This is a genomic window from Siccirubricoccus sp. G192 (genome assembly GCF_019084075.1).
Lineage (GTDB): Bacteria > Pseudomonadota > Alphaproteobacteria > Acetobacterales > Acetobacteraceae > G192.
This window is the reverse complement of the sequence record NZ_JAHREN010000001.1, coordinates 2,479,224-2,502,570: the sequence shown is the minus strand read 5'-3', so window position 1 is coordinate 2,502,570 and position 23,347 is coordinate 2,479,224. Positions and strand designations below refer to the sequence as shown.

29 protein-coding genes are annotated in these 23,347 nt (G+C 72.8%); 16 read left to right on the top strand and 13 right to left on the bottom strand.

Annotation, left to right across the window (positions count from 1 at the left end):
* Positions 1 to 43 precede the first annotated feature (43 nt).
* The gene (locus tag KSF81_RS11960; RefSeq protein ID WP_254453478.1) at positions 44 to 1,039 is read left to right on the top strand and encodes a tripartite tricarboxylate transporter substrate binding protein; all 996 of its coding nucleotides are present in this window, start codon (positions 44 to 46) and stop codon (positions 1,037 to 1,039) included.
* Positions 1,040 to 1,157: 118 nt separating this feature from the next.
* Here KSF81_RS11960 and dksA read toward each other — a convergent pair whose 3' ends face one another.
* A complete protein-coding gene (gene dksA, locus KSF81_RS11955) occupies positions 1,158 to 1,574 on the bottom strand; it encodes an RNA polymerase-binding protein DksA (protein WP_217379171.1) in 417 nt (138 codons plus the stop codon).
* A gap of 117 nt (positions 1,575 to 1,691) precedes the next feature.
* A complete protein-coding gene (locus tag KSF81_RS11950) occupies positions 1,692 to 2,114 on the bottom strand; it encodes a flagellar assembly protein FliX (protein ID WP_217379170.1) in 423 nt (140 codons plus the stop codon).
* A gap of 230 nt (positions 2,115 to 2,344) precedes the next feature.
* On the opposite strand from KSF81_RS11950, the gene KSF81_RS11945 reads away from it, so the two are divergent.
* From KSF81_RS11945 to KSF81_RS11935, 3 genes are all read left to right on the top strand, one after another.
* Positions 2,345 to 3,433 (top strand): flagellar basal body P-ring protein FlgI, encoded by a 1,089-nt coding sequence (locus KSF81_RS11945; RefSeq protein ID WP_217381665.1) that lies wholly within the window; start codon positions 2,345 to 2,347, stop codon positions 3,431 to 3,433.
* A gap of 115 nt (positions 3,434 to 3,548) precedes the next feature.
* Positions 3,549 to 3,869, top strand: a complete 321-nt coding sequence (locus tag KSF81_RS11940) for a rod-binding protein (protein WP_217379169.1) — start codon at positions 3,549 to 3,551, stop codon at positions 3,867 to 3,869.
* Positions 3,866 to 4,270 (top strand): hypothetical protein, encoded by a 405-nt coding sequence (locus KSF81_RS11935; protein ID WP_217379168.1) that lies wholly within the window; start codon positions 3,866 to 3,868, stop codon positions 4,268 to 4,270. The genes KSF81_RS11940 and KSF81_RS11935 overlap by 4 nt, the downstream gene beginning before the upstream one ends.
* A 51-nt stretch (positions 4,271 to 4,321) precedes the next feature.
* On the opposite strand, the gene KSF81_RS11930 is transcribed toward KSF81_RS11935, so the two are convergent.
* The 5 genes from KSF81_RS11930 to KSF81_RS11910 form a co-directional block, all read right to left on the bottom strand.
* Positions 4,322 to 4,756 (bottom strand): phasin family protein, encoded by a 435-nt coding sequence (locus KSF81_RS11930; RefSeq protein WP_254453477.1) that lies wholly within the window; start codon positions 4,754 to 4,756, stop codon positions 4,322 to 4,324.
* Positions 4,757 to 4,857: 101 nt separating this feature from the next.
* Positions 4,858 to 5,442: a TetR/AcrR family transcriptional regulator gene (locus KSF81_RS11925; RefSeq protein WP_217379167.1), complete on the bottom strand. Its 585-nt coding sequence runs from the start codon at positions 5,440 to 5,442 to the stop codon at positions 4,858 to 4,860.
* A 120-nt stretch (positions 5,443 to 5,562) separates the two neighbouring features.
* Positions 5,563 to 6,378 (bottom strand): pyrroline-5-carboxylate reductase, encoded by an 816-nt coding sequence (gene proC, locus KSF81_RS11920; RefSeq protein ID WP_217379166.1) that lies wholly within the window; start codon positions 6,376 to 6,378, stop codon positions 5,563 to 5,565.
* Positions 6,379 to 6,380: 2 nt separating this feature from the next.
* Positions 6,381 to 6,866: a YbjN domain-containing protein gene (locus KSF81_RS11915; RefSeq protein ID WP_217379165.1), complete on the bottom strand. Its 486-nt coding sequence runs from the start codon at positions 6,864 to 6,866 to the stop codon at positions 6,381 to 6,383.
* Positions 6,867 to 7,071: 205 nt separating this feature from the next.
* Positions 7,072 to 7,485: an accessory factor UbiK family protein gene (locus KSF81_RS11910; protein ID WP_217379164.1), complete on the bottom strand. Its 414-nt coding sequence runs from the start codon at positions 7,483 to 7,485 to the stop codon at positions 7,072 to 7,074.
* A 122-nt stretch (positions 7,486 to 7,607) separates the two neighbouring features.
* On the opposite strand from KSF81_RS11910, the gene rfaD reads away from it, so the two are divergent.
* On the top strand, positions 7,608 to 8,588 hold the full coding sequence (gene rfaD, locus KSF81_RS11905; RefSeq protein WP_217379163.1) for an ADP-glyceromanno-heptose 6-epimerase: 981 nt from the start codon (positions 7,608 to 7,610) through the stop codon (positions 8,586 to 8,588).
* Positions 8,588 to 9,403: a prolipoprotein diacylglyceryl transferase gene (lgt, locus tag KSF81_RS11900; protein ID WP_217379162.1), complete on the top strand. Its 816-nt coding sequence runs from the start codon at positions 8,588 to 8,590 to the stop codon at positions 9,401 to 9,403. The genes rfaD and lgt overlap by 1 nt, the downstream gene beginning before the upstream one ends.
* 62 nt (positions 9,404 to 9,465) lie before the next feature.
* Here the strand turns inward: lgt and KSF81_RS11895 are convergent, their stop codons facing one another.
* Positions 9,466 to 10,218, bottom strand: a complete 753-nt coding sequence (locus tag KSF81_RS11895; RefSeq protein ID WP_217379161.1) for a hemerythrin domain-containing protein — start codon at positions 10,216 to 10,218, stop codon at positions 9,466 to 9,468.
* A 4-nt stretch (positions 10,219 to 10,222) separates the two neighbouring features.
* On the bottom strand, positions 10,223 to 10,435 hold the full coding sequence (locus tag KSF81_RS11890; protein WP_217379160.1) for a hypothetical protein: 213 nt from the start codon (positions 10,433 to 10,435) through the stop codon (positions 10,223 to 10,225).
* Positions 10,436 to 10,534: 99 nt separating this feature from the next.
* Between KSF81_RS11890 and KSF81_RS11885 the strand changes: the two genes are divergently transcribed.
* From KSF81_RS11885 to KSF81_RS11865, 5 genes are all read left to right on the top strand, one after another.
* Positions 10,535 to 10,864 (top strand): PadR family transcriptional regulator, encoded by a 330-nt coding sequence (locus KSF81_RS11885; RefSeq protein WP_217379159.1) that lies wholly within the window; start codon positions 10,535 to 10,537, stop codon positions 10,862 to 10,864.
* Positions 10,865 to 10,874: 10 nt separating this feature from the next.
* On the top strand, positions 10,875 to 12,116 hold the full coding sequence (gene chrA / locus KSF81_RS11880) for a chromate efflux transporter (protein ID WP_217379158.1): 1,242 nt from the start codon (positions 10,875 to 10,877) through the stop codon (positions 12,114 to 12,116).
* 480 nt (positions 12,117 to 12,596) lie between these two features.
* Entirely contained in the window at positions 12,597 to 13,613 is a 1,017-nt protein-coding gene (locus tag KSF81_RS11875; RefSeq protein ID WP_217379157.1) for a class I SAM-dependent methyltransferase, read from the top strand.
* The gene (gene pgeF / locus KSF81_RS11870) at positions 13,610 to 14,386 is read left to right on the top strand and encodes a peptidoglycan editing factor PgeF (protein WP_217379156.1); all 777 of its coding nucleotides are present in this window, start codon (positions 13,610 to 13,612) and stop codon (positions 14,384 to 14,386) included. Before KSF81_RS11875 ends, pgeF begins: the two co-directional genes overlap by 4 nt.
* 84 nt (positions 14,387 to 14,470) lie before the next feature.
* On the top strand, positions 14,471 to 15,379 hold the full coding sequence (locus tag KSF81_RS11865) for a hypothetical protein (RefSeq protein ID WP_217379155.1): 909 nt from the start codon (positions 14,471 to 14,473) through the stop codon (positions 15,377 to 15,379).
* Positions 15,380 to 15,385: 6 nt separating this feature from the next.
* Here KSF81_RS11865 and KSF81_RS11860 read toward each other — a convergent pair whose 3' ends face one another.
* The gene (locus tag KSF81_RS11860) at positions 15,386 to 16,066 is read right to left on the bottom strand and encodes a flagellar hook assembly protein FlgD (protein WP_217379154.1); all 681 of its coding nucleotides are present in this window, start codon (positions 16,064 to 16,066) and stop codon (positions 15,386 to 15,388) included.
* 13 nt (positions 16,067 to 16,079) lie between these two features.
* Positions 16,080 to 16,505 carry a flagellar hook-length control protein FliK gene (locus KSF81_RS11855; RefSeq protein WP_217379153.1) on the bottom strand — a complete coding sequence of 142 codons (426 nt, stop codon included), beginning with the start codon at positions 16,503 to 16,505 and terminating at the stop codon, positions 16,080 to 16,082.
* A 1,178-nt stretch (positions 16,506 to 17,683) separates the two neighbouring features.
* Between KSF81_RS11855 and flgE the strand changes: the two genes are divergently transcribed.
* Entirely contained in the window at positions 17,684 to 18,985 is a 1,302-nt protein-coding gene (flgE, locus tag KSF81_RS11850) for a flagellar hook protein FlgE (RefSeq protein WP_217379152.1), read from the top strand.
* Between the two features lie 120 nt (positions 18,986 to 19,105).
* On the top strand, positions 19,106 to 20,626 hold the full coding sequence (locus KSF81_RS11845) for a flagellar hook-associated protein FlgK (RefSeq protein ID WP_217379151.1): 1,521 nt from the start codon (positions 19,106 to 19,108) through the stop codon (positions 20,624 to 20,626).
* Here the strand turns inward: KSF81_RS11845 and KSF81_RS11840 are convergent.
* Positions 20,554 to 21,144: a hypothetical protein gene (locus KSF81_RS11840; protein ID WP_217379150.1), complete on the bottom strand. Its 591-nt coding sequence runs from the start codon at positions 21,142 to 21,144 to the stop codon at positions 20,554 to 20,556. The genes KSF81_RS11845 and KSF81_RS11840 overlap by 73 nt on opposite strands.
* Here KSF81_RS11840 and KSF81_RS11835 point away from each other — a divergent pair.
* From KSF81_RS11835 to KSF81_RS11825, 3 genes are all read left to right on the top strand, one after another.
* Entirely contained in the window at positions 21,086 to 21,730 is a 645-nt protein-coding gene (locus KSF81_RS11835) for a flagellin (protein WP_217379149.1), read from the top strand. The two genes, KSF81_RS11840 and KSF81_RS11835, sit on opposite strands and share 59 nt — an antisense overlap.
* 78 nt (positions 21,731 to 21,808) lie before the next feature.
* On the top strand, positions 21,809 to 22,276 hold the full coding sequence (locus tag KSF81_RS11830; protein ID WP_217379148.1) for a flagellar biosynthesis repressor FlbT: 468 nt from the start codon (positions 21,809 to 21,811) through the stop codon (positions 22,274 to 22,276).
* On the top strand, positions 22,266 to 22,997 hold the full coding sequence (locus tag KSF81_RS11825) for a DUF1217 domain-containing protein (protein WP_217379147.1): 732 nt from the start codon (positions 22,266 to 22,268) through the stop codon (positions 22,995 to 22,997). The genes KSF81_RS11830 and KSF81_RS11825 overlap by 11 nt, the downstream gene beginning before the upstream one ends.
* Here KSF81_RS11825 and KSF81_RS11820 read toward each other — a convergent pair.
* Positions 22,928 to 23,272, bottom strand: coding sequence for a hypothetical protein (locus KSF81_RS11820; RefSeq protein ID WP_217379146.1), 345 nt, complete (start codon positions 23,270 to 23,272; stop codon positions 22,928 to 22,930). The two genes, KSF81_RS11825 and KSF81_RS11820, sit on opposite strands and share 70 nt — an antisense overlap.
* Positions 23,273 to 23,347: the final 75 nt, after the last annotated feature.

Below are 23,347 nucleotides of genomic sequence, written 5' to 3'. Positions count from 1 at the left end.
GACGCCACCGCCCGCCGCCCCCCCTGCCCGCAGGAGCCGCGCCATGCCCGCCGCCCGAACCAGCCGCCGCGCCGTCCTTGCCGCGCTGCCGATGCTCGCCGCCCTGCCCCGCCCCGGCCGCAGCCAGGGCACTGCCGGCGGCTACCCGGACCGGCCGGTGACGGTGGTCAATCCCTGGCCGCCCGGCGGTTCCTCGGATTCCCTCACGCGCATCCTGATGCAGCGCGTCTCCGCCGATCTCGGCCAGGCTTTCGTGGTGGAGAACCGGCCGGGCGCCACCGGCACGCTCGGCCATGGCTCCGTGGCGCGGGCGCGGCCGGATGGCTATACGCTGCTGCTCGGCACCAACAGCACCTATGCCATCGCGCCGCATCTCTACGCCTCGCTGCCCTATGACAGCGACCACGCCTTCACCGGCATCAGCCTGCTCGCCACCAGCCCGCAATTGCTCTGCGTGCATCCCTCGGTGCCGGCGCGGGACCTGGAGCAGTTGCTGGCGCTGGCGCGGGCGCAGCCGGGGGTGCTGACCTTCGGCACCTCCGGGATCGGCGGCACCAGCCACCTGGCGACCGAAATGCTGATGTCCATGGCGAAGATCAGCATGCTGCACGTGCCCTATCGCGGCGGCGGGCCGGCGGCGCAGGCGCTGCTGGCCGGGGAGACCAAGGTGACCTTCATCGATGTCATCACCGCCCTGCCCTTCCTGGCCACCGGCCAGATCCGGGCGCTCGGTGTCTCCACCACGGAGCGTGCGCCGCTGGCCCCGGATGTGCCGAGCATCGCGGAGGCGGGGCTGCCCGGCTTCCAGTCCTCGACCGATTTCGCCCTGCTGGCGCCGGCCGGAACGCCGGATGCAGTAATCCGCAAGCTCTATGTGGCGGCCAGCGCGGCCCTGCGCGCGCCGGAGGTAAAGGAGAAGCTGGACGCCGCCGGCCTCAATCTGGTCGGCGCCCCGCCGGAAGCCTGGCCCGCCTATCTGGCGCAGGAATCGCGGAAATGGGGCGACATCATCCGGGCCAGGAACATCCGCACCGGCTGATCCCACGCGGGATCAGCGGGGCTGGCGCCTCCGGGCCGGGGCGGATATCGCCTACCGCGGCTTGTATCTTGCGGGCCGGTTCACGCCCTCCGGCTCCGCCTTCGGACGACCGGGCCGCTCAATCGTCGCGGTGGACCCGCTCCATGCGCTCGTGGCGCTCCTGCGCCTCGACCGACAGGGTGGCGATCGGCCGTGCCTCCAGCCGTCTCAGGCTGATCGGCTCGCCGCTTTCCTCGCAATAGCCATAGGTGCCGTTCTCGATCCGCTCCAGTGCCTGGTCGATCTTCGAGATCAGCTTGCGTGCCCGGTCGCGGGTGCGAAGCTCCAGCGCCCGGTCGGTTTCGACGCTGGCACGGTCGGTGAGGTCGGCCTCGGCGATGCCGCCGGCCGAAAGGCTGGCCAGGGTATCCCCTGCTTCCCGCAGCAGATCCTGGCGCCAGCGCAGCAGCTTCTGGCGGAAATAGGCCTGCTGCTGGTGATTCATGAACTCTTCATCGTCCGAAGGACGGTAGTCCGGCGGCAACGTGCTGAGCATTGTTTGGACGGCCCCAATCCCCCCGGAACCCGGTCCCGGAGTCGGGCGGACCATACAGGGGGAAAAGCGCCAACGCCAAGGGGAGCCTTGTGGCAAATTGCTGAAATGGCGCGGCTTTCACGTCACTGACGCAGATTCGTTCCAGCCGCGCCGGGCCAATTCAATCCGGGCGCGCAGGACGATGGCTTGAACCGCCTCCCGCAACCCTGGATCGGCCCCCGCCTCCCCCTCCTCCAGCGCCGCCAGCCGGGCCAGGCGGCCGGAGTCCCGGCGCCCGTCCAGAAGCTCCGCCTGCAACCCGTCCAGTTCGTCCAGCAGCGACTCGGCGCGGCGGCGCGCGGCGGCATCGCGCTCGGCGCCGCTGCCACTTTCCTGCAAGGACAGCATCCCGAGCCCGAGCGGCACCACCGCCCCGGCCGCCGCCGCGCCCCGCATCGCCCCGCCCGCCGCCAGCCCCACCGAGAAGCCGCCGCCCCGGCCACTGCCCCGCGCCGCCCCCGAGGCGATGCCGCCGCCTGATACCCTGCCCACTCCACGCATCTCCGCGCCTCCTGCGCCCTACCCCCTGTGCTTGCCGGGTGGCGGCAAACCGCGCCCCCGCGGCGGCACTTCCTGCCGCCCCGGAGGCATCTCCCGCCGCCCCGATGGCCGCCCGGCCGGGCCGAAGCCTGGCACGCCGGTTGCAAACCACCCTCCCCGACTGCGGGACGGAGGACAGCGTGGCCAAAATTGCTTTCGCAAGGGCGAAGACCGCCTTGGCGGCAGCGGCCATGATGGCGCTGCTCTCCCTCCACGCGGTTGTTGCCCCCGCCGCGGCGCAATCCGTGCGGATCAAGGACATCGCCGATATGGAGGGGGTCCGCGACAACCAACTGGTCGGCTACGGGCTGGTGGTCGGCCTGGCCGGCACCGGCGACCGGCTGCGCACCGCCATCTTCACCCGGCAATCCCTGGTCGGCATGCTGGAGCGCCTCGGCGTCAATACCCGGGACAACGAGGCGAAGCTCGATACCCGCAACATCGCCGCGGTGATGGTCACCGCCAACCTGCCCGCCTTCTCCCGGCCGGGCAGCCGGATCGATGTCGCGGTCTCGGCGCTGGGCGATGCCACCAACCTGATGGGCGGCACCCTGCTGGTCACGCCGCTGCTCGGCGCCGATGGCGAGGTCTTCGCGGTGGCCCAGGGCGCCGTCGCCACCGGCGCCATCGCCGCCCGCGGCGCCGGCGCCAGCCTCCAGCGCGGCGTGCCGACCAGCGCCCGCATCGCCAATGGCGCCATCGTCGAGCGCGAGATTCCCTATGCGCTGGCCGGCCGCACCAGCATGCGGCTGTCGCTCCGCAACCCCGACCTCACCACCGCGCGCCGCATCGCCGCCGCGATCAACCGCGCCGCCGGCGCCCAGCTCGCCACCGCGACCGACCCGCGCACCGTCGCCCTCGCCCTGGCGGGGCGCGACCCCGTGAGCTTCCTTGGCGAGATCGAGCAGTTGCGGGTGGAGCCGGACCAGGTGGCCCGCGTCATCATCGAGGAAGCCTCCGGCACCATCGTGATGGGTGCCAATGTGCGGGTCTCCACCGTGGCGATCGCCCAGGGCAACCTCACCATCCGCGTCACCGAGACGCCGCAGGTGAGCCAGCCGAACCCCCTCGGCAATGGCGACACGGTGGTGGTGCCGCGCACCAACATAGAAGTGGAGGACCAGGCGGAACGCCGCCTCGGCGTCCTGCGCGGCGGCATCACCCTGCAGGAATTGGTGCGCGGGCTGAACGCGCTCGGCGTCGGCCCGCGCGACCTGATCTCCATATTGCAGACCATCAAGGCCGCGGGCGCGTTGCAGTCCGAACTGGAGTTGCGCTGATGCCCGGCCTGCAACGCTATCTCCAGGGCTTCGCCCGGCCGCGCCGGGCGACACGTTGTCTGGGCTTCGCCCGGCTGCGCCGGGCTACGCGGCAATCCGAACCGGAGCTGCGCTGATGCCCGGCCCGATCACCCAGGCCCAGCTTGCCGCCGCCCCGCCGCGGCTGCGCCAGGCCGCCCAGGCCTTCGAGGCCCAGGCCCTCTCACAACTGCTCGCCCCGGCCTTCGCCACGGTGGACATGAGCCGCTCCGCATTCGGTGGCGGCGCGGCGGAGAGCCAGTGGCGGCCGATGCTGCTGGACGCCATGGCCGGCGCCGCCGCGCGCAGTGGCCCGCCGGGCGCCCAGGGCGTCGGCATCGCCGACATGGTGCTGCGCGAGATGCTGCGCCTGCAAGCCGCGGCCGAGACCCCAACCCCTCCGGAGAATCCGACATGATGATGGAAGCCCTGCTCACCGCCGGCCTCCGCCTGGCCGAGACCCTGCGGGCCGAGAACGAGGCGCTGATCGCGCTCGACCTGCCGCGCGCCGCCGGCCTCGCCACCGCCAAAATACAGGCTTCCGACGCCTTCGCCGCCGCCTATGCCGCCGCGGCGAAGATCGGGGCGCAGGCGGCCGGCCCGGTGCGCCAGACGGCCGAGGACCTGGCGACGCGGCTGCAGCATCTCGGCACCGAGAACCGGCGCCTGCTGGAACGCGCCATCACCATCCAGTCGCGGGTGATCGAGACCATCGCCGGCGCCGCCCGGCCGCGCAACACCGGCCCCGGCTACGGCGCGGCGGGGCACCGGCCACCGCTCCGCCAGGCCTCGGCCATCGCCCTGGCGACCCGGGCCTGAGGAAGGCCGGGCCAGCGCGGGCCGCTGCGCCCGCGCCGGGGCGGGGCGGGATCAGGCCTTGCCCTGCTTGCCGGCCAGCGCCTTCACCTCGTCCATCGCCTCGGTGAAGCGGCGGTTGAGCACGGAAAGCGCCTCGGTATTGGACTTCTGGATGAGGTCCGCCACTTCCTTCATGTTGGCCACCGCCTTCTCATAGGCGGCCTTCATCATCTCGGCCTGGCGCGCGGCCTTGGCCTGCGGCGCCTCCTGCGAACTCATCGCCTTCATGGCCTCGGTCATCTCGGCCATGGAGGATTGCAGGATCTCCATATGCCGCCGGGCCACCGCCTGGGCGCCTTCCAGCGCCACCCGGTTGGCGGCCGAAAGCGCCTCGATGTTGCGGCGCTGGGCCGCGGCGAGCGCTTCCATGTCCGGCATGCCGGGCAGGCGGAAATCAGCCAGCATGCGCATCAGGTCCGTTTCAGGCTTGCCGCTCGGATCCGCCATCATCGCCTCCTGCCGGGCCCGGTTCGGGTCCCCGGGCGATCCTACGAGATCGCGACGTTGGGTCAAAGGCGTTGCTGCGATGCAGCAAAGTCAACTTCCGGTCAGCCCCCCGGATCGAGCCGGAGGGTCCGCGCCGCCTGCTCGGCCCGGTCCAGCGCCCGGTCCAGCGCCGCCATGCTGGGGCCGAGGTCCACCGTCTCGTCCCGCATCCAGGCGCGCAGCGTCATCAGCCAGACGCCGGCGAGGCCCTTCACCCGCAGCAGCCCGGCCGGCCCGGCGGTGTCCACCTCCGCCGCCTCCAGCATCCAGGCCATCGAACGGGGAAGTTCGGCCAGCAGCAGCAGGGCGAGCAGCGGGTCCCGGCGCAGATCCTCCAGCAGCCGGAGAATTCCGGCGCGATGCGGCTGCATGGCGTCGATCCGCCGCATCAGCACATCGAAGATGCGGTCCCGCGCCTGGCCGCCCTGGCCCTCGATGGTGCCTTCCAGCACCGCCTGGTCCATCAGCCGGCCATGCAGCCGCAGCAGGTCGAGCGGGCTCGGGCAGCGGCGGCGGAGCTCGGCCACCGGCAGGCCGGAGGCGGCGGCGATGCGGCGCATGGTCAGCCCGTGCCAGCCATGCTCCGCCACCACCTGCCACAGCGCGGCGACCAGGCGGGATTCGGGGTCGGTTGCGGTTTCGCTCATGCCGGTATCCTGTTGCCTGGCCGATTCACCCACGGTGCCGCTCGGCCCGCCCGCAAGTATGGGCCTGCGCGGCCGGATCGGAAGGGCGACCCTGCCCCGCGCCGCAGGCCCGGCCCCGCCTCACCCCGCCAATTCGCGCGACCGCTCCGTCGCGGCGGCGATGGCGCGGGACATCAGGGCGGGCCAGGCATCGGGCCCCATCAGCACCTGGAGCGCCCGTTCCGTCGTGCCCTTGGGGCTGGTGACGGCGCGGCGCAGCGCCGCCGCATCCTCGGTGCTGGCCGCCAGCAGGGCGCCGGAGCCGGCCACCGTGGCCCGCGCCATCCGGCGGGCGAGGTCGGCCGGCACGCCCTGCTCGATCGCCGCCGCCTCCATCACCTCGGCCAGCAGGAAGACATAGGCGGGGCCGCCGCCGGAGACCGCCGTCACCGGGTCGATCAGCGCCTCCTGCTCCACCCAGGCCACCTCGCCGATGGCGCCGAGCAGCGAATCCGCCAGCGCCCGCTGCGCCGCGGTCACGCCGGGGCCGGGGAAGCCGACGGTGAAGCCCTGCCGCACCGCCGCCGGGGTATTCGGCATGGCGCGGACCACTGCCGCCCCGCCACCCAGCGCCGCCCGCATCCCGGCCACCGGCCGGCCGGCCATGATGGAGACGAAGACCGTATCGCCGGTGGCGAAGCGGGCGAATCCCGGCAGGGTCGCCGCCGCCTCCTGCGGCTTGATCGCCAACACCACGGCGGCGGGGCGGAAGCCGGGCGGAATGGCGCCGGCCTCCGGGACCACCGTGACCTTGCCGGCGAAAGCCGCGGCGGCGGCGGGATTCGGCTCCACCACCACAGCTTCCGTCAGGCCACGTTCCAGCCAGCCGGCCAGCATCGCGCCGCCCATCTTGCCGCAGCCGACCAGCAGCAGCGGCGGCAGTCCACCCCCGGCCATGCTCAGGCCTCGCCCACGCAATCGAGCATGGCCGCCTGCAAGGCATCCCCCGGCGCCTTGCCGCCCCAGAGAACGAATTGGAAGGCCGGGAAGAAGCGCTCGCACTCGGTCAGCGCGATATCCACCATGTCCTCCAGCGATTCGGCCGAGGCGCCGGGGGCGCCGCGCAGCAGGACGGAGTGGCGGAAGACCGGCACCCCATCCTCCGATTCCAGGCCGAAATGGCCGATCCAGAGCTTCTCATTGGCCATGGCCAGCAGTTCGAACAGCTTGCCACGGCCCTCCGGCGGCACCTTCAGGTCGAAGGCGCAGGAGAAATGCATGGCGCTGATCTCCGGCGACCAGGAGAAGAACAGCCCGTAGTCACACCACTTGCCCGGCGCCTCGGCCGCCATCTCGCCATCGGAGCGGCGCTCGAAGGCCCACTCGTTGGCGGCGACGATCTGTTCGAGAACGTCGAGGGGGGTTGGTCGCACGCTCGCGGTCATGGGCCAGCAAGCCTGACATCGCGGCACCTCCTCTCTCGTCGTGGTGGCTTTCCCGATACCGAGTCTTGGGGGAATCGGCGCAGGGCCACCACCACCTATAGACTACGCAGTTGCGAAACGCCGCCGCAAGACCCCGGGTTGCAACGGGTCCGCCTGGCGTTCCGGCCAACGCCCGCAGCCCGGGCCGGCGAATCCGGGCCGCCGGTCAGGCGACCGGGCCGGGGTCCCGGGCCACCGGCGGCACCGTATCCTCCGGCGCCGTGGCCGCAACCCCCGCCGCCCCCGAGGCTTCCGGCGGCTGGATCGTCTCGCCCGCCGCCATGGCGGCGGCCTCGGGTCCAAGGGGCGGCTGCATGCCGAGCCGCGCTTCCAGCGCCGCCACCCGGGCCTCCAGCGCCTCCCCGGCCTCCCGCGCCCGGCGGGCGACCTCGAGGGCGGCGTCCAACTCCTCCCGCCGCACCAGCTCCAGGCGCTGCACCAGGGCCTCGGCCTGGCTGCGCGCCATGGCCTCCATTTCCGTCCTGAGCCCGGCCAGCGCCGAGAAGGCCCCGCCCGCGACCCCGGCCAGATCATCGAACAACCCGCCGCGCTTCCGGCCGCCGCCGCCCGTCTCGCTCATCCACCCATCTCCTTGCCCTGCGGCGGCGCGCGCCCGCGCCTATACAATCCCGGCCTGCCCGGCCTATACCCCGCCCCGGCCGGCGCAGCCACCGCGCCGCGGTCAGGCAGGGGGTCGCGCCGATGTATCTGGTCACCGGCGGCGCCGGTTTCATCGGCTCCAATCTGGTCGCCGCCCTCTGCGCCCGTGGCGAGGAGGTCATGGTGGTGGACCGCCTCGGCACCGGCGACAAGTGGCGCAACCTGGCGAAGCACCCGATCGCCGGCCTGCTGCCGCCCGAGGAGATCGAGGATTTCTGGTCCGCCGCGCCGCCAGTCACGGCCGTGCTGCACATGGGCGCCATCAGCGAGACCACGGTGCGCGACGGCGACCTGGTGGCCGCCACCAATTTCACCCTGCCGCTCTGGCTCTGGGGCGCCTGCGCCGAGCGGGAGGTGCCCTTCCTCTACGCCTCCTCCGCCGCCACCTATGGCGATGGCAGCGCGGGCTTCGAGGATGAGTTCACGCCCGAGGCCCTGGCGCAACTCCGACCACTCAACCTCTATGGCTGGTCGAAGCATGCCTTCGACCGGCGGGTCGCGCAGTTGCTGGAACGCGGCGCGGCGCCGCCGCCGCAATGGGCCGGGCTGAAATTCTTCAACGTCTATGGCCCGAACGAATACCACAAGGGCCGCATGGCCAGCGTCGCCTGGCACAAATTCCAGCAGATCCGGCGCGGCGAGGCGGCGACGCTGTTCCGCTCCGGCCGGCCCGATATCGTCGATGGCGCGCAGATGCGCGATTTCGTCCATGTGGACGACTGCGTGGCGGTGATGCTCTGGCTGCTCGACAATCCGCAGGTCTCGGGCCTGTTCAATGTCGGCTCCGGCCGCGCCCGCAGCTTCCTCGACCTGACGCGCGCCCTGTTTGCCGCGCTGGGCCAGCCGGAACGGATCGAGTTCATCGACATGCCGGCCGACCTCCTGGGCAAGTACCAGTATTTCACCGAGGCGCCGCTCGACCGGCTGCGCGCCGCCGGCTTCAATGCCCAGACCACGCCGCTGGAGGAAGGGGTGCGCCGCTACGTGCAGGACTTCCTCGCCACCGAGGACCCCTATCGCTGATGCTCCTAGCCATTCCCTTCCCGCATATCGACCCGGTGCTGGTGCATATCGGGCCGCTGGCGATCCGCTGGTACGCGCTGGCCTATATCGCCGGCATCGTGCTCGGCTGGCGGCTGGCGCGGCGGCTGGTGGCGCTGCCGCCGGTGGCGGCCAGCCCGCAGCAGGTGGACGACTTCGTCACCTGGGTGACGCTCGGCATCATCCTGGGCGGGCGGCTCGGCTATGTGCTGTTCTACCGGCCCGGGCACTACCTGGAGCACCCGGCGGAGATCCTGGCGGTCTGGCAGGGCGGCATGAGCTTCCATGGCGGGGCGCTCGGCGTCGCCGTCGCGCTGTTCCTGTTCTGTCGGCAGCAACGGCTGGACCTGCTGGCCTTCGCCGACCGGGTGGCGGCGGTGGTGCCGATCGGCCTGTTCCTGGGGCGCCTCGCAAATTTTGCGAATGGCGAGCTCTGGGGCCGCGTGACCGACGTGTCCTGGGCCATGGTCTTCCCCACCGGCGGGCCGGAGCCGCGGCACCCCAGCCAGCTCTACCAAGCCGGGCTGGAGGGCCTGGCGCTGTTCGTCCTGCTGCAGATCCTGGTCTGGCGGCCGGCGATCCGCGCCCGGCGCGGCTTCGTGGCGGGCGCCTTCCTGGTGGGCTACGGCCTGGCGCGGCTGGTCGGCGAGTTGTTCCGCCAGCCGGATGCGCAGTTGGGGTTCCTGGTGGCGGGCATCACCATGGGGCAATTGCTGTCGCTGCCGATGGTGCTGGCGGGGGTGTGGTTGATGGCGCGCAGCCGGCCGGTGGCGGGGGTGACGGAAGTGGCGCGCTGAGGGGTATGCAGGGTGCGGCGCGTGTGGGGGTGGCTGACCGCCGGGCGAGGCCCCCTGCCGCGTCAGCGCGGCGAGGGGGCCGTGTAATGGGCGAGGTCGGCCAGGCCCAGGGTTTGCTCGATGCGGCCGATGCGCTCCACGGCATCATCGAAGCCATCCTTGCCGAACTGCTGGTGTTCCAACTCCTCGAACCTCTCCGCCATCTCCTTCAGGCGGTCGGCGGATTGGGTCTTCTTCCAGGCGGGGAAGACCAGCGTATCCTCCCAGGCCGCATGCGCCTGGTACATGCGCGCCATGCCCTCCAGGGCGCGGGCTAGCGGCTCCGCATCACCCGTGCCGATCCGGCCGCTTCGGGCCGTGGCCTGGATGTAGTCGGTGATCTCGCGCCCACGCTGGTGCTGGGCCAGCAGGATCTCGACCAGCCGCACCGGCCCGCCGCCCGCGCGCCGGACTTCGGGGAAGATGAACCGCTCCTCCAGCGAGCGCTCATGGTACTCCTCGCCGAAGGCGCGGAACAGCCTGGCGGCCTCGACCAGTGCTCCGCCATCCACCTCGGCCGGCTTGCTGCGCAGCCTGCCCGCTATCTCGGCATAGACGATGAGCGTGCGACGGAGCACGCCGTGCTCGCGCATCAGGTCCTCGGTCGCGGACACATCCTCGCCGCCGGCCGATGCTTCCGCCGCATGGGCCGGCACCAGCAGGCCACCCGTGGCGATCAGCGCGGCCGAGGCGCCCGCTGCGATGAGGCGGCGGCGGGCCGGATCACCAGGCTCGGCCTGCGCTGCCATGTCCTGGGAGAAGGGCGGGGATGCCATGGCGTCACCGCTTCCAGGCCTGCTCGTTCTTGCGTTCGTAGTCCTGGAACGCCTTCACCAGGCCGCCCAGCACCTCGGCCGAGGTCTCGAACAGGGCTTTCAGCTGCGGTTCATCGACCTTGCCGATGTCTACGCGCAGGTGCTGGATCGTCTCTTCCAGCCGCTGCCGCATCTTCCGGGTGTGGTGCTGCGGATTGCGCTCGTCCGGGCTGGTCATGGCGCCCTCCTGCGTTTGACTTCCTAACTTCCGTCCATATCCTCGGTTTCCGATATCGGGATGCGATTCTGCGGATTGAAAAATTGATGCGCGAGCAAGATGGAGCATCAGGAACTTCTCTCCGGCTTTGTCCGCCTGCACGTCCTGCACCATGCAGCCGAGGGCGAGCTGTACGGCCAATGGATGATCGAGGAGCTGGCGCGGCACGGCTATCGCCTCAGCCCGGGCACCCTCTATCCCATGCTCGATGCCATGGAGAGGCGCGGCTACCTGATCTCGCGCCACGAGCGGGCCGGCCGCTCCCGACGGCGGCTCTACCGCGCCACCCCGCTCGGCCAGGAAGCGCTGGCACTGGCCAGGGAGAGGCTGCGCGAGCTGTTCCGCGAGGTGCTGGTGGAAGGAGCGGGCGATCCACCACCCTCCGATTGACGGGCCGCCGATGAGCGAGGCCAGCGAGGCAGCCGGCAACACGGTCGCCATCCCCGCGCCGCGTGCGTCCTTCCTGCATATCCTGGGCGTGTTCCTCCGCCTCGGCGTGACCTCCTTCGGCGGGCCGATCGCGCATCTGGGCTACTTCCGGGAGGAGTTCGTCGCCCGCCGCCGCTGGATCGGCGAGCAGGTCTACGCCGATCTGGTGGCGCTCGGGCAGTTCCTGCCCGGCCCGGCCAGCAGCCAGGTCGGCTTCGCGCTGGGCGTGCTGCGCGGCGGCCTGCCCGGCGGCCTCGCCGCCTGGCTCGGCTTCACCCTGCCATCGGCCCTGGTGATGCTGCTGGCCGCCTACGGCGTCGATCTCGCCGCCGGCGGCACGGGTGCCGGTGTCGTGCACGGCCTCAAGCTGGTCGCCGTCGCGGTGGTGGCGCAGGCGGTCTGGGGCATGGCGGGCAGCCTCTGCCCGGATCGGCCGCGCGCCACCATCGCCGTCCTCGCCGCCGTGGCGCTGCTGCTGATGCCCTCCGCGCTCACGCAGGTGGGCGTGATTCTGGCCGGCGGCCTGGCAGGGCTGATCCTCTATCGAGGCGGGGAGATGGGGCCGGCCTCGGCGATGCTGCCCTTCCGCGTGCCGCGCCGCCTGGCCTTCGCCTCCCTGATGCTGTTTGCGCTGCTGCTGTTCGGCCTGCCGCCTCTGGCGGCGGCCGGCCCGCACGCCGTCGCTACCTTCGAGGCCTTCTACCGCGCCGGCTCGCTCGTGTTCGGCGGCGGCCACGTCGTGCTGCCGCTGCTGGAGCGCGCGCTGGTGCCGCCGGGCTGGGTGACGGCCGATCAGTTCCTGGCCGGCTACGGCGTGGCACAAGCCGTACCGGGGCCGCTTTTCACCTTCGCCGCCTTCCTCGGCGGGGTGCAGGGTCCATCCCCGAATGGCGTGGCCGGCGCAGCGCTGGCACTGGTCGCGGTGTTCCTGCCGGGCCTGCTGCTGATGTATGGCATGCTGCCCTTCTGGGACCAGCTGCGCCACCGGCCGCGCGTGCGGGCGGCATTGCAAGGTGTCAATGCCGCCGTGGTGGGTGTCCTCGCCGCCGCGCTGTTCGATCCGATCTGGACCTCCAGCGTGCACCGGCCGGGCGACTTCGCGGTGGCGCTGCTGGCATTCGCCGCACTGGTGCTGTGGCGCGTGCCGGCCTGGCTGGTGGTGGCCCTCACGGCCGTTGCCGGCGTCCTGCTGGCCGTCACCGGGAATGCGTAGCTGAGGTTGTCCGAGCGGCTTCCCCCGCCTCGATACTCGCTGTGGGCCGACAGCAGCAGTGGCCCGAAGCGTTTGCTGCCCCAGCCAACCTCCCGAGAAGGTTGAATTTTCAGATTCGTTCTGTTATTGTTCTCTAATTCCCTCTCGCCCAGGCCCCACCCTCATGCGCGTCGATCGGCCCCTTCTCTCCCCTCTCCTGTCCATGCCCTGCCACGCCGGGACAGCGCCTGCCGCCCTCTCCGCCGCTTGCCGCCTGCCCGCTACCCCAGCAGCCACCTCCCCGCGCCACCGTGCCCGCCCCTGGAACGCCCCGGGCCGGATTTGTCCGAAACCCGGCATCGCCTTCGCCTCCGTTGCACCCAGGCGATCACCGCCATTCACGCCCCTCCGCACCCTGCCAGGCGACCCCCGGGCGATTTGTCCGAAACGTCACGGGGCACGCCAAGCTGGCGCCGGCGCCCGGCCGGCCCACCCTGCGCCATGACCGCCCCCGAACGCCTCGACCGCTACATGGCCCGCGCCGTCGCCGCCTATTATGCGGCGCGCAACCCCTTCGGCGGGGCCGGCGACTTCACCACCGCGCCCGAGATCTCCCAGGCTTTCGGCGAATGCCTCGGCCTCTGGGCCGCCGTGACCTGGGAAATGCTGGGCCGGCCCGACCCGGTGCTGCTGGTGGAGCTGGGCCCCGGCCGCGGCACCCTGATGCAGGACGCGCTGCGTGCCATCACCGAGGTCGCCGCCCCCTTCCGCGCCGCGCTGCGGCTGCATCTGGTGGAAGCCTCGCCGGGACTGCGGGAAGCGCAGCGCGCCCGGCTCGGCGATGCGGTCACTTGGCACGACGACGCAGCCAGTCTGCCGCCCGGCCCCGCCATCCTTCTTGCCAATGAATTCCTGGATGCGCTGCCGATCCGCCAGTTCATCCGCCGCGGCACCGGCTGGGCGGAGCGGTTCGTGCAGGAAGGCGCCTTCCTCGAAGCCCCGGCCGAGAACCCGCCGCCCCTGCCCGTGGCGGCGCCGGAGGGCGCGGTGCAGGAGGTCTCCGAGGCCGGCGAGGCGCTGATCCGGGCCCTGGCGGCGCGGCTCGTCACCCAGGGCGGCGCGGCGCTGCTGCTGGATTACGGCCCGGCCGCGGGCGGCTTGGGCGAAAGCCTCCAGGCCATGCGCGGCCATGCGGCGGCCGATCCGCTGGCGCCGGCCGGCAGCGTCGACCTCACCGCGCATGTGGATTTCGCTGCCATGGCTGCCGCCGCCCGCAGCGCCGGCGCCGCGGTGCATGGGCCGCTGCCGCAGGGGATCTTCCTGCAAAGGCTGGGGCTGATGAGCCGCGCCGCCATCCTCGCCCGGTCCGCGCAACTGGCCGGAAAGCCTGGCCAGGCCGGGCTGATCCTCTCGGGCGCCGAGCGGCTGGTGGCGCCGGAAGGCATGGGACGGCTGTTCAAGGCGCTCTGTCTGTGCCATCCCGCGCTCCCGGTCCCTCCGGGCTTCGAGCCAGCATGACAATTCCACTGACCCTTCCCGCGCTTGCCGCCCCTGGCCTGCGCCATGGTTTCTTCACCCGCCGGGGCGGCGTCTCGGTGGGCGGCTTCGCCTCGCTCAATTGCTCGCTCTCCGGCCGGGACGAGCGGGAGCGGGTGCGGGAGAACCGTCGCCGCGCGGCGGCGGCGCTCGGGCTGGAATCGGCGGCGCTGCACGGGCTCACGCAGGTGCATGGCGTCGCGGTGGCCGAGGTGGATGCCACCGGCTGGGCCGAAGGCGAGGGGCCGGAGGCCGATGCGCTGGTGACGCGCCGCCCCGGCGTGGCGCTCGGCATCGTCACCGCCGATTGCGCGCCGGTGCTGTTCGCCGATGCCGCTGCCGGGGTGATCGGCGCCGCCCATGCCGGCTGGCGCGGCGCCGTCGCCGGGGTGCTGGAGGCCACCCTCGCCGCCATGGAGCGGCTCGGCGCCCGGCGCGACCGGATCACCGCCGGCATCGGCCCCTGCATCGGCCAGGCGAGCTACGAGGTCGGGCGCGACCTGCGCGAAGCGGTGCTGGCCCGGGCCGCCGGGGATGCGCGCTTCCTCGCCCCCGGCCGGAGCGCGGACCGCTGGCAATTCGACCTGGCGGGCTATTGCGCCGCGCGGCTCGGCGGGCTTGGGCTGGCGGCTGTCGAGGATATCGCGCAGGACACGCTGGCGAAGGGGGACACCTTCTTCAGCCACCGGCGGCGGACCCTGGCTGGCGAGGGGCCGATCGGTCACCAGTTGTCCGCCATCGCCCTGGCCGGCTGAGCGATGCCCCGATGCCCTATCTCGTCCAGTTCATGGTCCTTACCCTGCTTACCATCCTGGTGGCCTGTGTCCTTCTCTAGGCTGTTGCTGATCCTGCCGCTGCTGCTCGCGGCCTGCACCGGCCTGCCGCAGCCCTTCCGCGGCCGCCCCGGCCAGCAGGCGGAGCGCCTGGCGGTGCCGCTGGCGATGCGGCTGGCGGTGCCGCCGCCGGAACAGGCGCTGCTGCCCGATGCCTCCGCCCGCATCCTGGCGGAACGGGTCGCCGCCGCGCTACAGGCCGAGGATGTGCCGGCGGTCGCCGTCGCCGCGCCGCTGCCGCTGGACTGGCGGGTGGATATCCTGGCCGAGCGGCAGGGCGCGATGATCCTGCCGCGCTTCCGCATGGTGAATGCCGATGGCGCCTTGCAGGCCGCGAGCGACGGCGCCCCGGTGCCGGTCCAGGACTGGGCCGGCGCCTCCCCCGAATTGCTCGACCGGGTGGCGACCCAGGCGGTGCCGGCCCTGACGCAATTGCTGCTGCGGGTCGAGGCCGCGCGCAAATCCACCGATCCCGAGGCCCTGGGCGCCGGGCCGCGGCGGGTGCGGCTCGCCGGGGTGCGGGGCGCGCCGGGCGACGGCAATGCATCGCTCGGCGCCCGGATGCGGGAGTTCCTGGGGAACCAGGGCTATGTGGTGCAGGATGCCGCGGATGGCGCCGCCTATGGCCTGGAGGCAGATGTCGCGGTGGCGGCCGCCGGCCGTGGCGTGCAGCGGGTGGAGATCCAATGGATCGTCAGCCGCCGCGACGGCGAGGAGCTCGGCCGCGTGGTGCAGATCAACGAGGTGCCCGCCGGGCGGCTGGATCGGCTCTGGGGCGATATCGCCTATGCCGCGGCGGAGGAGGCTTCGGCCGGCGTGCGCACGGTGATCGTCAATGCCCAGGCACCCGCGGCCGAGCCGCCCGCCGCGCCACCGGCCACCCCGCTGCCGGAGAGCGCCGCCGCGCCGCGGTGAGGCAGCCTAACCGCCATCCACGCTGCGCACCGCATCGAAGCCCACCACCAGCCCGCCCAGCACCAGCTTGAGGTTGCCGTTCGGCTCGCGCTCCGCCGCCGTGGCGCGGGCACGCACCGTGGCCTCCAGGGACGAAACCGCGCCGGAGCCATCGACACCCGTCACGCTGAAGCCATAGGCGCCGTCCGGCAGCCGGCGGCCGGTGGCGTCCTTGCCGTCCCAGTTCCAGGCGGCGGCGGTCGGGCCGAGCGCCACGGTGGCTTGGTGGAGCGTGCGGCCAGCATTGTCGAAGACGGCGATCTGCGCCGCCCGCGCCGTGCCGGCTGCCGGCAGGCGCAGCACCGCCTGGCCGTCCTGGAGGGAGAGCCGGTCGCTCGCCACCTCCACCGTCCGGCCCATCAGCGGCGCCGCGGCGGTGAGCTGCGCCGCCTGTTGCAGGCCGATCAGCTTCGACATATTGGTGTTCATCGCGATCGACTGCTCGACCTGGGCGAATTGCACGAGCTGCGCCGTCATCTGCTGCGCATCCATGGCCTTGGTCGGGTCCTGGTTCTTCAACTGTGTCGTCAGCAGCGTGAGATAGGTGTTGAAATCGCCGCCGAAGCCGGTCGCCCGGCTGTTGGATACCGCGGCGGTGGTGCCGGCGGCATTGGCGGCGGCGGTATTGGACGGGGTGACGGTGGTCATCGCTTGCCTCCGGTCAGACGGCGATATCGAGCAGGGAAAGGCTGGTGGTCGCGGGGCGAGACTGGGCCAGGGGGTCCCGCGGGGCCTGGTCGCGCCGCGCGCCCCCGCCGCCCCCCTGCTGGCCCTGGGCTTGACCCTGGGCTTGTCCTCCTGGCCGATCCTGGCCGCCCAGGCTGAAGCGCAGCGAACCCTCCGCCATCGCCACGCCAGCCCCTTGCAGGGCGCGGTCCAGCTCGCGCTGGTCGCGGGCGAGCAGGGCCAGGGTTTCCGGCCGCTCCGCCATCACCTGCACGGTGGCGGCCTCGCCCTCGGCGCCGCGCTCGATGCGGATCTCCACCCGGCCCAATTCTTCGGGCTCCAGCGCCACGGTCAGCCGCGGCGCCTGGCCGGGCGCTTGGGCCAGGGCGATGACGATCGGCGCCACTTGCCGGACCGGCACGGCAAAGCCGGGGCGGGGCGCGGGCGCCTCCGGCGCTGCCGGTGCGGACGTGGGTTGGGGCGTGAGGCCCGGCGCCCCGGGCAGCCCCGCCCCGGCCGCTGCGGCAGCGGATGGGCTGCCCGGGGGGGATGGTGGCGGGGCCGGGCGGCGCCGGCAGGGTTTCGGCCCCGCCCGGATGATCCGGCAGGGGCGGCAGCGGCTCGGCCGATGCCGCCTCCTTCGCATCCTGGGCTGGCGGGCTGGCGGATTGCGGCCCCGCCATCCCTTCCGTCGGCGCCGGAGTGCTCTCACGGGCGGGAATCGCGGGCGCATCGGCGCGCCCGCCCTGCCGCGCCGAAGGCGTGCCATCGGCCACGGAGGCGGGAGGCCGGCCGCCCCCGGCCAGGGCCGGCGGCAAGTCAGCGGGTTTCGGCGCGGGAGATAAGCCGGCCGCCGCCAAGGCGGCCGGCGCGGCAAGGGCCTGCACCTCCAGGGATGGAATTCCCCCCACCGTCGGTGCCGCCGGCGGCGGGGATGCGGCTTCGGGCGGCAGAGGCTGCGCCGCTTCCACCCCGGGCGCGGCCGGGCACGACCCTTCCGGCGCAAGGTCGGGCGACGTGCCATCGCCGGTCTGCGGCCCCTCCGGTGATGGCACCGGCTCGGGCGGCAGGGCCGCGGCCTTCACCGGCTGGGGCGGTGGTATTGGCATCTCCATCGGCAAGGTCGCGGCCAGGACGGGCGCCTCGGACGGCGCCTCCCCGGAGCCAGGCTCCGGACCAGCCGGCGGCCCTGGCGGCGCCGCTGCGGCGGGCTCCTGCGGAGATGTCCCGGCCACGCGCCGCAGCTCGGCCGCGAATCCGCGATCCACCGCAGCGGGTCCGGTGCCTTGCGGCGCTGCATGGGGCCTCACGCCTTGCAGCGTGGGGGCGGCCCGCGGCGGGGCCTGGGAGGGGCTGGCAAAGGGAGTTTCCATGGCGGTGCGATCCGGGTCCGCCGGAGCCCTTGCGAATGCCGCGCCAGCCTCCGGGCCAAGCCAGGCGGCAAGCTCCGCCCGGCTGGCGGCAGGTTTTGCCGGCGGGGCGGCAGGCACGGCGCGTCATGGTCCCTGCCGCCGGGCCGCTTGCCTGGCACGGCGCATGCAGTGCCGCTGCACCAGAACCGCAACCACGCGCCACGCCCCTGCCACCGGAGCCCCGCCCATGTCCCTGTTCGGCTCGCTCACCGCCGCGATCAGCGGCCTCACCTCGCAGAGCCGCGCGCTCGGCAATATCTCGGATAATGTCGCGAACAGCCAGACCGTCGGATACAAGCGGGTGGACACCGATTTCGTGTCCTACATCACGCAATCCAGCAACACGAACAACACGCCCGGCGCCGTCATCGCCCGGCCGAGCTACACCAATTCCGTGCAGGGCACGATCGAGCAGTCGGAGGCACCACTCGCCCTGGCCATCGGCGGCCAGGGCTTCTTCAGCGTCGCCGGCACCAAGGGCTCGCTGAACGGGCTGCCCATCTTCGATGAGCGGCAGTTCTTCACCCGCGCCGGGGATTTCGGCCTGGACCAGGACGGCTACCTGGTGAACGGCTCCGGCTATTTCCTGCAAGGCTGGCCGGCCGATGCCGCCGGCAACCCGGACCGCACCACCCTCGCCCCGATCCGGCTGAACCAGCAGGTCTTCAACCCGGTAGCGACGGGCAATATCCAGCTCGCCGCCAACCTGCCGGCGGATGCCACCACCACGCCGATCAGCACCCAGGCGCAGGTCTATGATTCGCTCGGCCGGCTGCACACGGTGAACCTCACCTTCACCGCGACGGCGGCGAATACCTGGTCGCTCGGGCTGAACGTGCCGGATGATGTCGCCAGCGCCAATCGCGGCACGGTAAGCCTGCAATTCGGCAATACCGCGACGCCGGCGGTGGCGGATGGCACGATCGGCGGCTTCACGGCCGCGACTGGCTCCATCACCGCGGCCGCCGCGGCCCCCGGTGCCCCGGCCTCCCTCAGCTTCACCGCGGATTTCGGTGAGGGGGCGCAGACCGTGACGCTGGCGCTCGGCCAGTTCGGCCGGGCGCAGGGGCTGACGCAATTCTCCGGCAATGAATTCGCGGTGCGGAACCTGGCGCAGGACGGCGTGCCGCTCGGCGCCTATGCCGGGCTCGACATCCGGGGCAATGGCGATGTCGCGGTGAATTACGACAATGGCCAGAGCCGGATCATCGCCCGCGTGCCGCTGGTGGCCTTCAACGACCCGGAAAAGCTGCAACGCCTGGACGGCCAAGCCTTCATGCGCACCGTCGAATCCGGCGAGGCGCGGGTGACGGATGCGGCCTCCAACGGCGTCGGCAAGTTGGTCACTGGCTCGATCGAGCGGTCGAACGTGGATATCGCCACGGAGTTCACCAAGCTGATCGTGGCGCAGCGCGCCTATACCGCCAATACCAAGGTGGTGACCGCCAGCGACGAGATGCTGCAGGACACGCTGAACATGCGGCGATAGTCATCGTTCTCAGTGGCCTGCTCATCCCCGCCCTTCACCGCGAAGCGCGGCGAAGTTCGGGGGCAGGACACTGGCGCGATAGCACTTCCTTAACCCGCGTCTCGCAATCCTGGATGCACCATGAGCCTCGACCTCGCCCTCGGTATCGCCCGCAGCGGGCTGCTCGCCGTGCAGCGCGGCCTGGCGCAGGCCTCGCAGAACATCGCCAATGCGGAGACGCCGGGCTATACGCGCAAGACCGTGGCGCAGCAGGCGGTCACGGTGCAGGACCGCCCCGCCGGCCTCCGCACCGCCGAGGCGCAGCGGGAGGTGGAGGCGGCGCTGGTCGCCCGCCTCGATGCCAGCCGCGCGGCGGCGGCGGCAGCCTCGGTGCGGGAGGCGCTGCTCACCGGGGTCGAGCAGGCGCATGGCACGGCGGAGGGCGGCTCGCTGGCCGATGCGCTGGCCGCGCTGCGCAGCGGCTTCCTGGCGCTCCGCGACGCGCCCGCCGATGCCGGGCAGCAGCGCGCGGTGCTGGAGGAGGCGCGGGAGGCGGCGGGCCGGCTGAACGCCGTCTCCGGGGCGATCGGCAGCGCCCGGCAGCAGGCGCAGGACGGCATCGTGCAGGAGGTGGCGGGGGCGAATGCGGCGCTGCGCGAGATCGCCGGCCTGACGCTTCGCATCAAATCCGGCGCCGATGGCGGCACCGCGGCATTGGAGGACCAGCGCGACCAGGCCATCGCCCGGCTGGCCGAGAGCCTGGAGGTGCGCGCGGTGCGCCAGCCCGGCGGCGACCTGCTGCTGGTGGCGCGCGGCGGCGTGGTGCTGCCGCTCGCCCCCGACCGGGACGTGCTGGCGACGGCGGCCGCCACGATGGCGCCGGGCAGCTTCCATGGCGGCGCCGGCACCCTGCCCGGCATCACGCTGAACGGCATCGACATCACCGGCCAGCTCACCGGCGGCCGGCTCGGCGAATACCTCACGCTCCGCGACCGCACCCTGCCGCGCTTCCAGGCCGAGGCCGATATCGCCGCCGCCGCCCTGGCCAACCGCTTCGACCGGCAGGGGCTGCGGCTCTTCACCGATGCGGATGGCACGGTGCCGGACAACACGCTGCCCTATGCCGGCAGCGCGCAGATGGGCCTGGCCGGGCGGCTCCGGCTGAACCCGGCGCTGGAGGCCGACCCCGCCCCGCTGCGCGACGGCACCCATGCCGTGGCTGCGGCGGCGGGTGGCCCCACCGCCTTCACGCCCAACCCGGCCGGCGGGCCTGCCGGCTTCACCACCCTGATCGACCGCGTGCTGGGCTTCACCTTCGGCGACAGTGCCGCCGCGGGCGCGCCCTGGCCCGCCATGCAGACCGGCGGCCTCGGCCCGGATGCCTCGCTCACCTCCCCCTTCGCGGCGGGGGCGACGCTGGAGGCGCAGGCCGGGCGGATGCTGGCCGCCCAAACCGGCGACCGCGCCGCCGCCACTACGGCGAGGCAGCAGGCGGAGGGGTTGCGGACCACGCTGGAGGCGCGCTTCGGCCAGGCCTCCGGCGTCGATGTCGATGCCGAGATGGCAGGCATGGTGGCCCTGCAGAATGCCTATGCGGCGAATGCCCGGGTGCTCGGGACGCTGCAATCCATGTGGGATTCGCTGCTGGCGGCGGTGCGCTGATGCCGGCCGCACGGCACGATTGAGGAAGGGCTGGGATGGTCGGGATCGACATGCTCGGGCGGCTCGACACGGATGCGGCGCTGCTGCGGCTGCGGCTGGAGACGCTGACGCGCCAGGTCAGCACCGGGCTGCGCAGCGAGGCGCCGGGCGACCTCGCGCCGCAACTGCCTCGGGCCCTGGAACTGCGCGCCGAGGCGGCGCGGCGCGACACCTATGGGCAGGCCATCGGCCAGGCGCTCGGCCGCACCGAGGTGGCGCAGGGGGCGCTCAGGCGGCTCGGCGAGATCGCCCGCGAATCCGGCGATGGCGCCGCCATGAAGCTCGACCCGAACGACCCGCAATCCATCCCGCTCACCGCCGAGCGCGCGCGCGCCGCGATGATCGAGGTGGGCAACCTGCTCAATACGCAGCATGTGGGGGGAATTTCTCTTCGGCGGTTCCGATTTCGGCCGGCCGCCGGTGCCGGATCCGGCGGGGCTGCCGGCCAGCGGCTTCGCCGGCCAGATCGCCACCGCCATCGGCACCCTGGGCGGCGGCAATGCCGCGACGGTCGCCGCCGCCACGAAATCCGCCGCGCAGAGCGACGCCGCCGGCGTGACGCCCTTCTCCGCCTTCGCCTCGGACCCCGCCACCGGCCTGGCCGAGCCGCGCCGCGGCGTGCCGGCGGAGGATGGGGTGGTGGTGCCCTACGGGCTCTTCGCCAACCGCAACGCCGCCGCGACCTCCAGCGGCGAGACTGCCGGCTCCTGGGCGCGCGACCTGCTGCGCGGCCTCGCCAGCCTGGCGGCGCTGACCCCGGCGCAGGCCACCTCGCCGCAGGATTTCCGGGACCTCGCCGCGGTGATCCGCAATGGGCTGAAAAGCGCCTCCGCCGCGCTGGCCGACGAGGCCGGCGCGCTCGGCCTGACCGAGGCCCGGCTGGAGGACACGCGCAGCCGGCATGCCGCGGTGCAGACCACGGTGCAGTCGCAGCTTGCCGGGATCCAGGAGGTGGACCTGGCGGCGGTGCTGACCCGGTTGAAGGCAACGGAGACGGCATTGCAGGCAAGCTACAGCGCGATCGGCCGGCTCGGTTCGCTCTCGCTCGCGCAGTTCCTGCGGTGAAGCCGGCTTCAGGCGGCGTTAAGCGGCGTCTGCGAGACTCCGCCGGTATCCCGCGGCGCGGCTGCGAAAGGAAAAAACATGTCCACGCTCGTGCTCGAACTCCGTCAGGGCGACATGATGGTCGTCAACGGCGCGCCCATCCGCTTCCGCAACCGCACCCGGATCGAGCTGGCGGCCAAGGCGCGCTTCCTCTTCGGCAAGCAGATCATGCCGCCCGAAGCCGCGACCACGCCGGCGCGGCGCATCTATTTCGCCTTGCAGACCGCCTATATCGGCACGGATGAGGAGCGCGCCGGCGGCCTCGACGCCGCTCGCCAATTGATCAGCCAATTCCAGGAGGCCACCACCTCCGCCCTGGCGCGGGAGATGCTGCGCCATGCGCTGGCCCTGGCCGAGGGCGAGGATTGCTACCAGGCGCTGAAGCTGGCGCGCCGCGTGATGCTGCATGAGCAGGACGTGCTCGGCCTGGCGGCCCCCGCCTCGGCCCGGCAGGAGGCGGCGCGCCGGCCGGCCCTGACGGAGATGGGCGCGGGCCATGCCGGGTGACGCCGCCAGTGCGGTTCCGGCGCTGCGCCAGGCATTGGCCGCCGGCGTCGAGGAACGGGCGCTGGCGCGGCTGGCCCGCGACCCGCAGATCACCCGGCGGCTGGAGCAATTCACCAGGGCGTTGGAGAAAGCGCCGGACCTGAAGGCGGCGCTGCGCGACCCGCGGGTGCTCGGCGTGGTGCTGCCGGCGCTTGGCCTGGCGGATGGGGTGTCGCAGCCCGGCCTGGCCCTGCGGGCGCTGACCGCCGACCCAAAGGACAAGGCGGGGCTGCTGGCCAGGCTTCCCGACCGCCGCTGGAAATCCGCCGCCGAGGCGCTCAACCTGGCGGAGCGCGGCATCGCGGCGCTGCGCGACCCGAAGGTGCAGGCCCGGCTGGCCGAGGGGCTGCGCCGCGTCACCTGGCAGGGGGAGCTCGATGCCGGCCAGCCCGGGCTGAGCGACGCCATGCTGTTCCGCGAGCGCGCGGCGAATGCCAAGACGGCCTATGACGTGCTGGGCGACCCGGTGCTGCGCCGCGTCGTCACCGGCGCGCTCGGCCTGCCGCAGCAGATGGCGGTGCAGCCGGTGGAGACCCAGGCACGCGCCATCGCCAGCCGGGTCGACATCGCCAAGCTGCAGAACCCGCGGGAGGTGGCGAAGCTGGCCGAACGCTACGTGGTGGCCGCGGCGAGCAGCGGCTCCACGGCGCCGACCTCTTGGCTCGCGGGGTTGCTCGCCTGAGCCTGGCCGGGCGGCGCAGCGGTGCGGGCGGCGCTGCGATAGGCATCGAGCTCGCGCCGGGTCGGGATGGTCTCGGCGGCCGGCCCATGCGCGCTGCGGAATTCGAGGACCACGATGCCGAGCCCAGGGTCGAGCCGCAGCGCCGGATTCGGCAAGGCGGGGGCGGATGCCGGAATCGCCACCGCCTCGCCCGGAGGCGCAGGGGCACGGCCGGGTGCCGCGGCATGCGGCGCTCCAGGCAGGTGGAGCAGGGAGGTCTGCGGTATGTCAGGCATGGCAATCGCGTCCCATGTGGCGCGACAGAGGTTAAGAATCCGTAAGCCGTTTGCGGTTTGACGCCATCGCCGGAG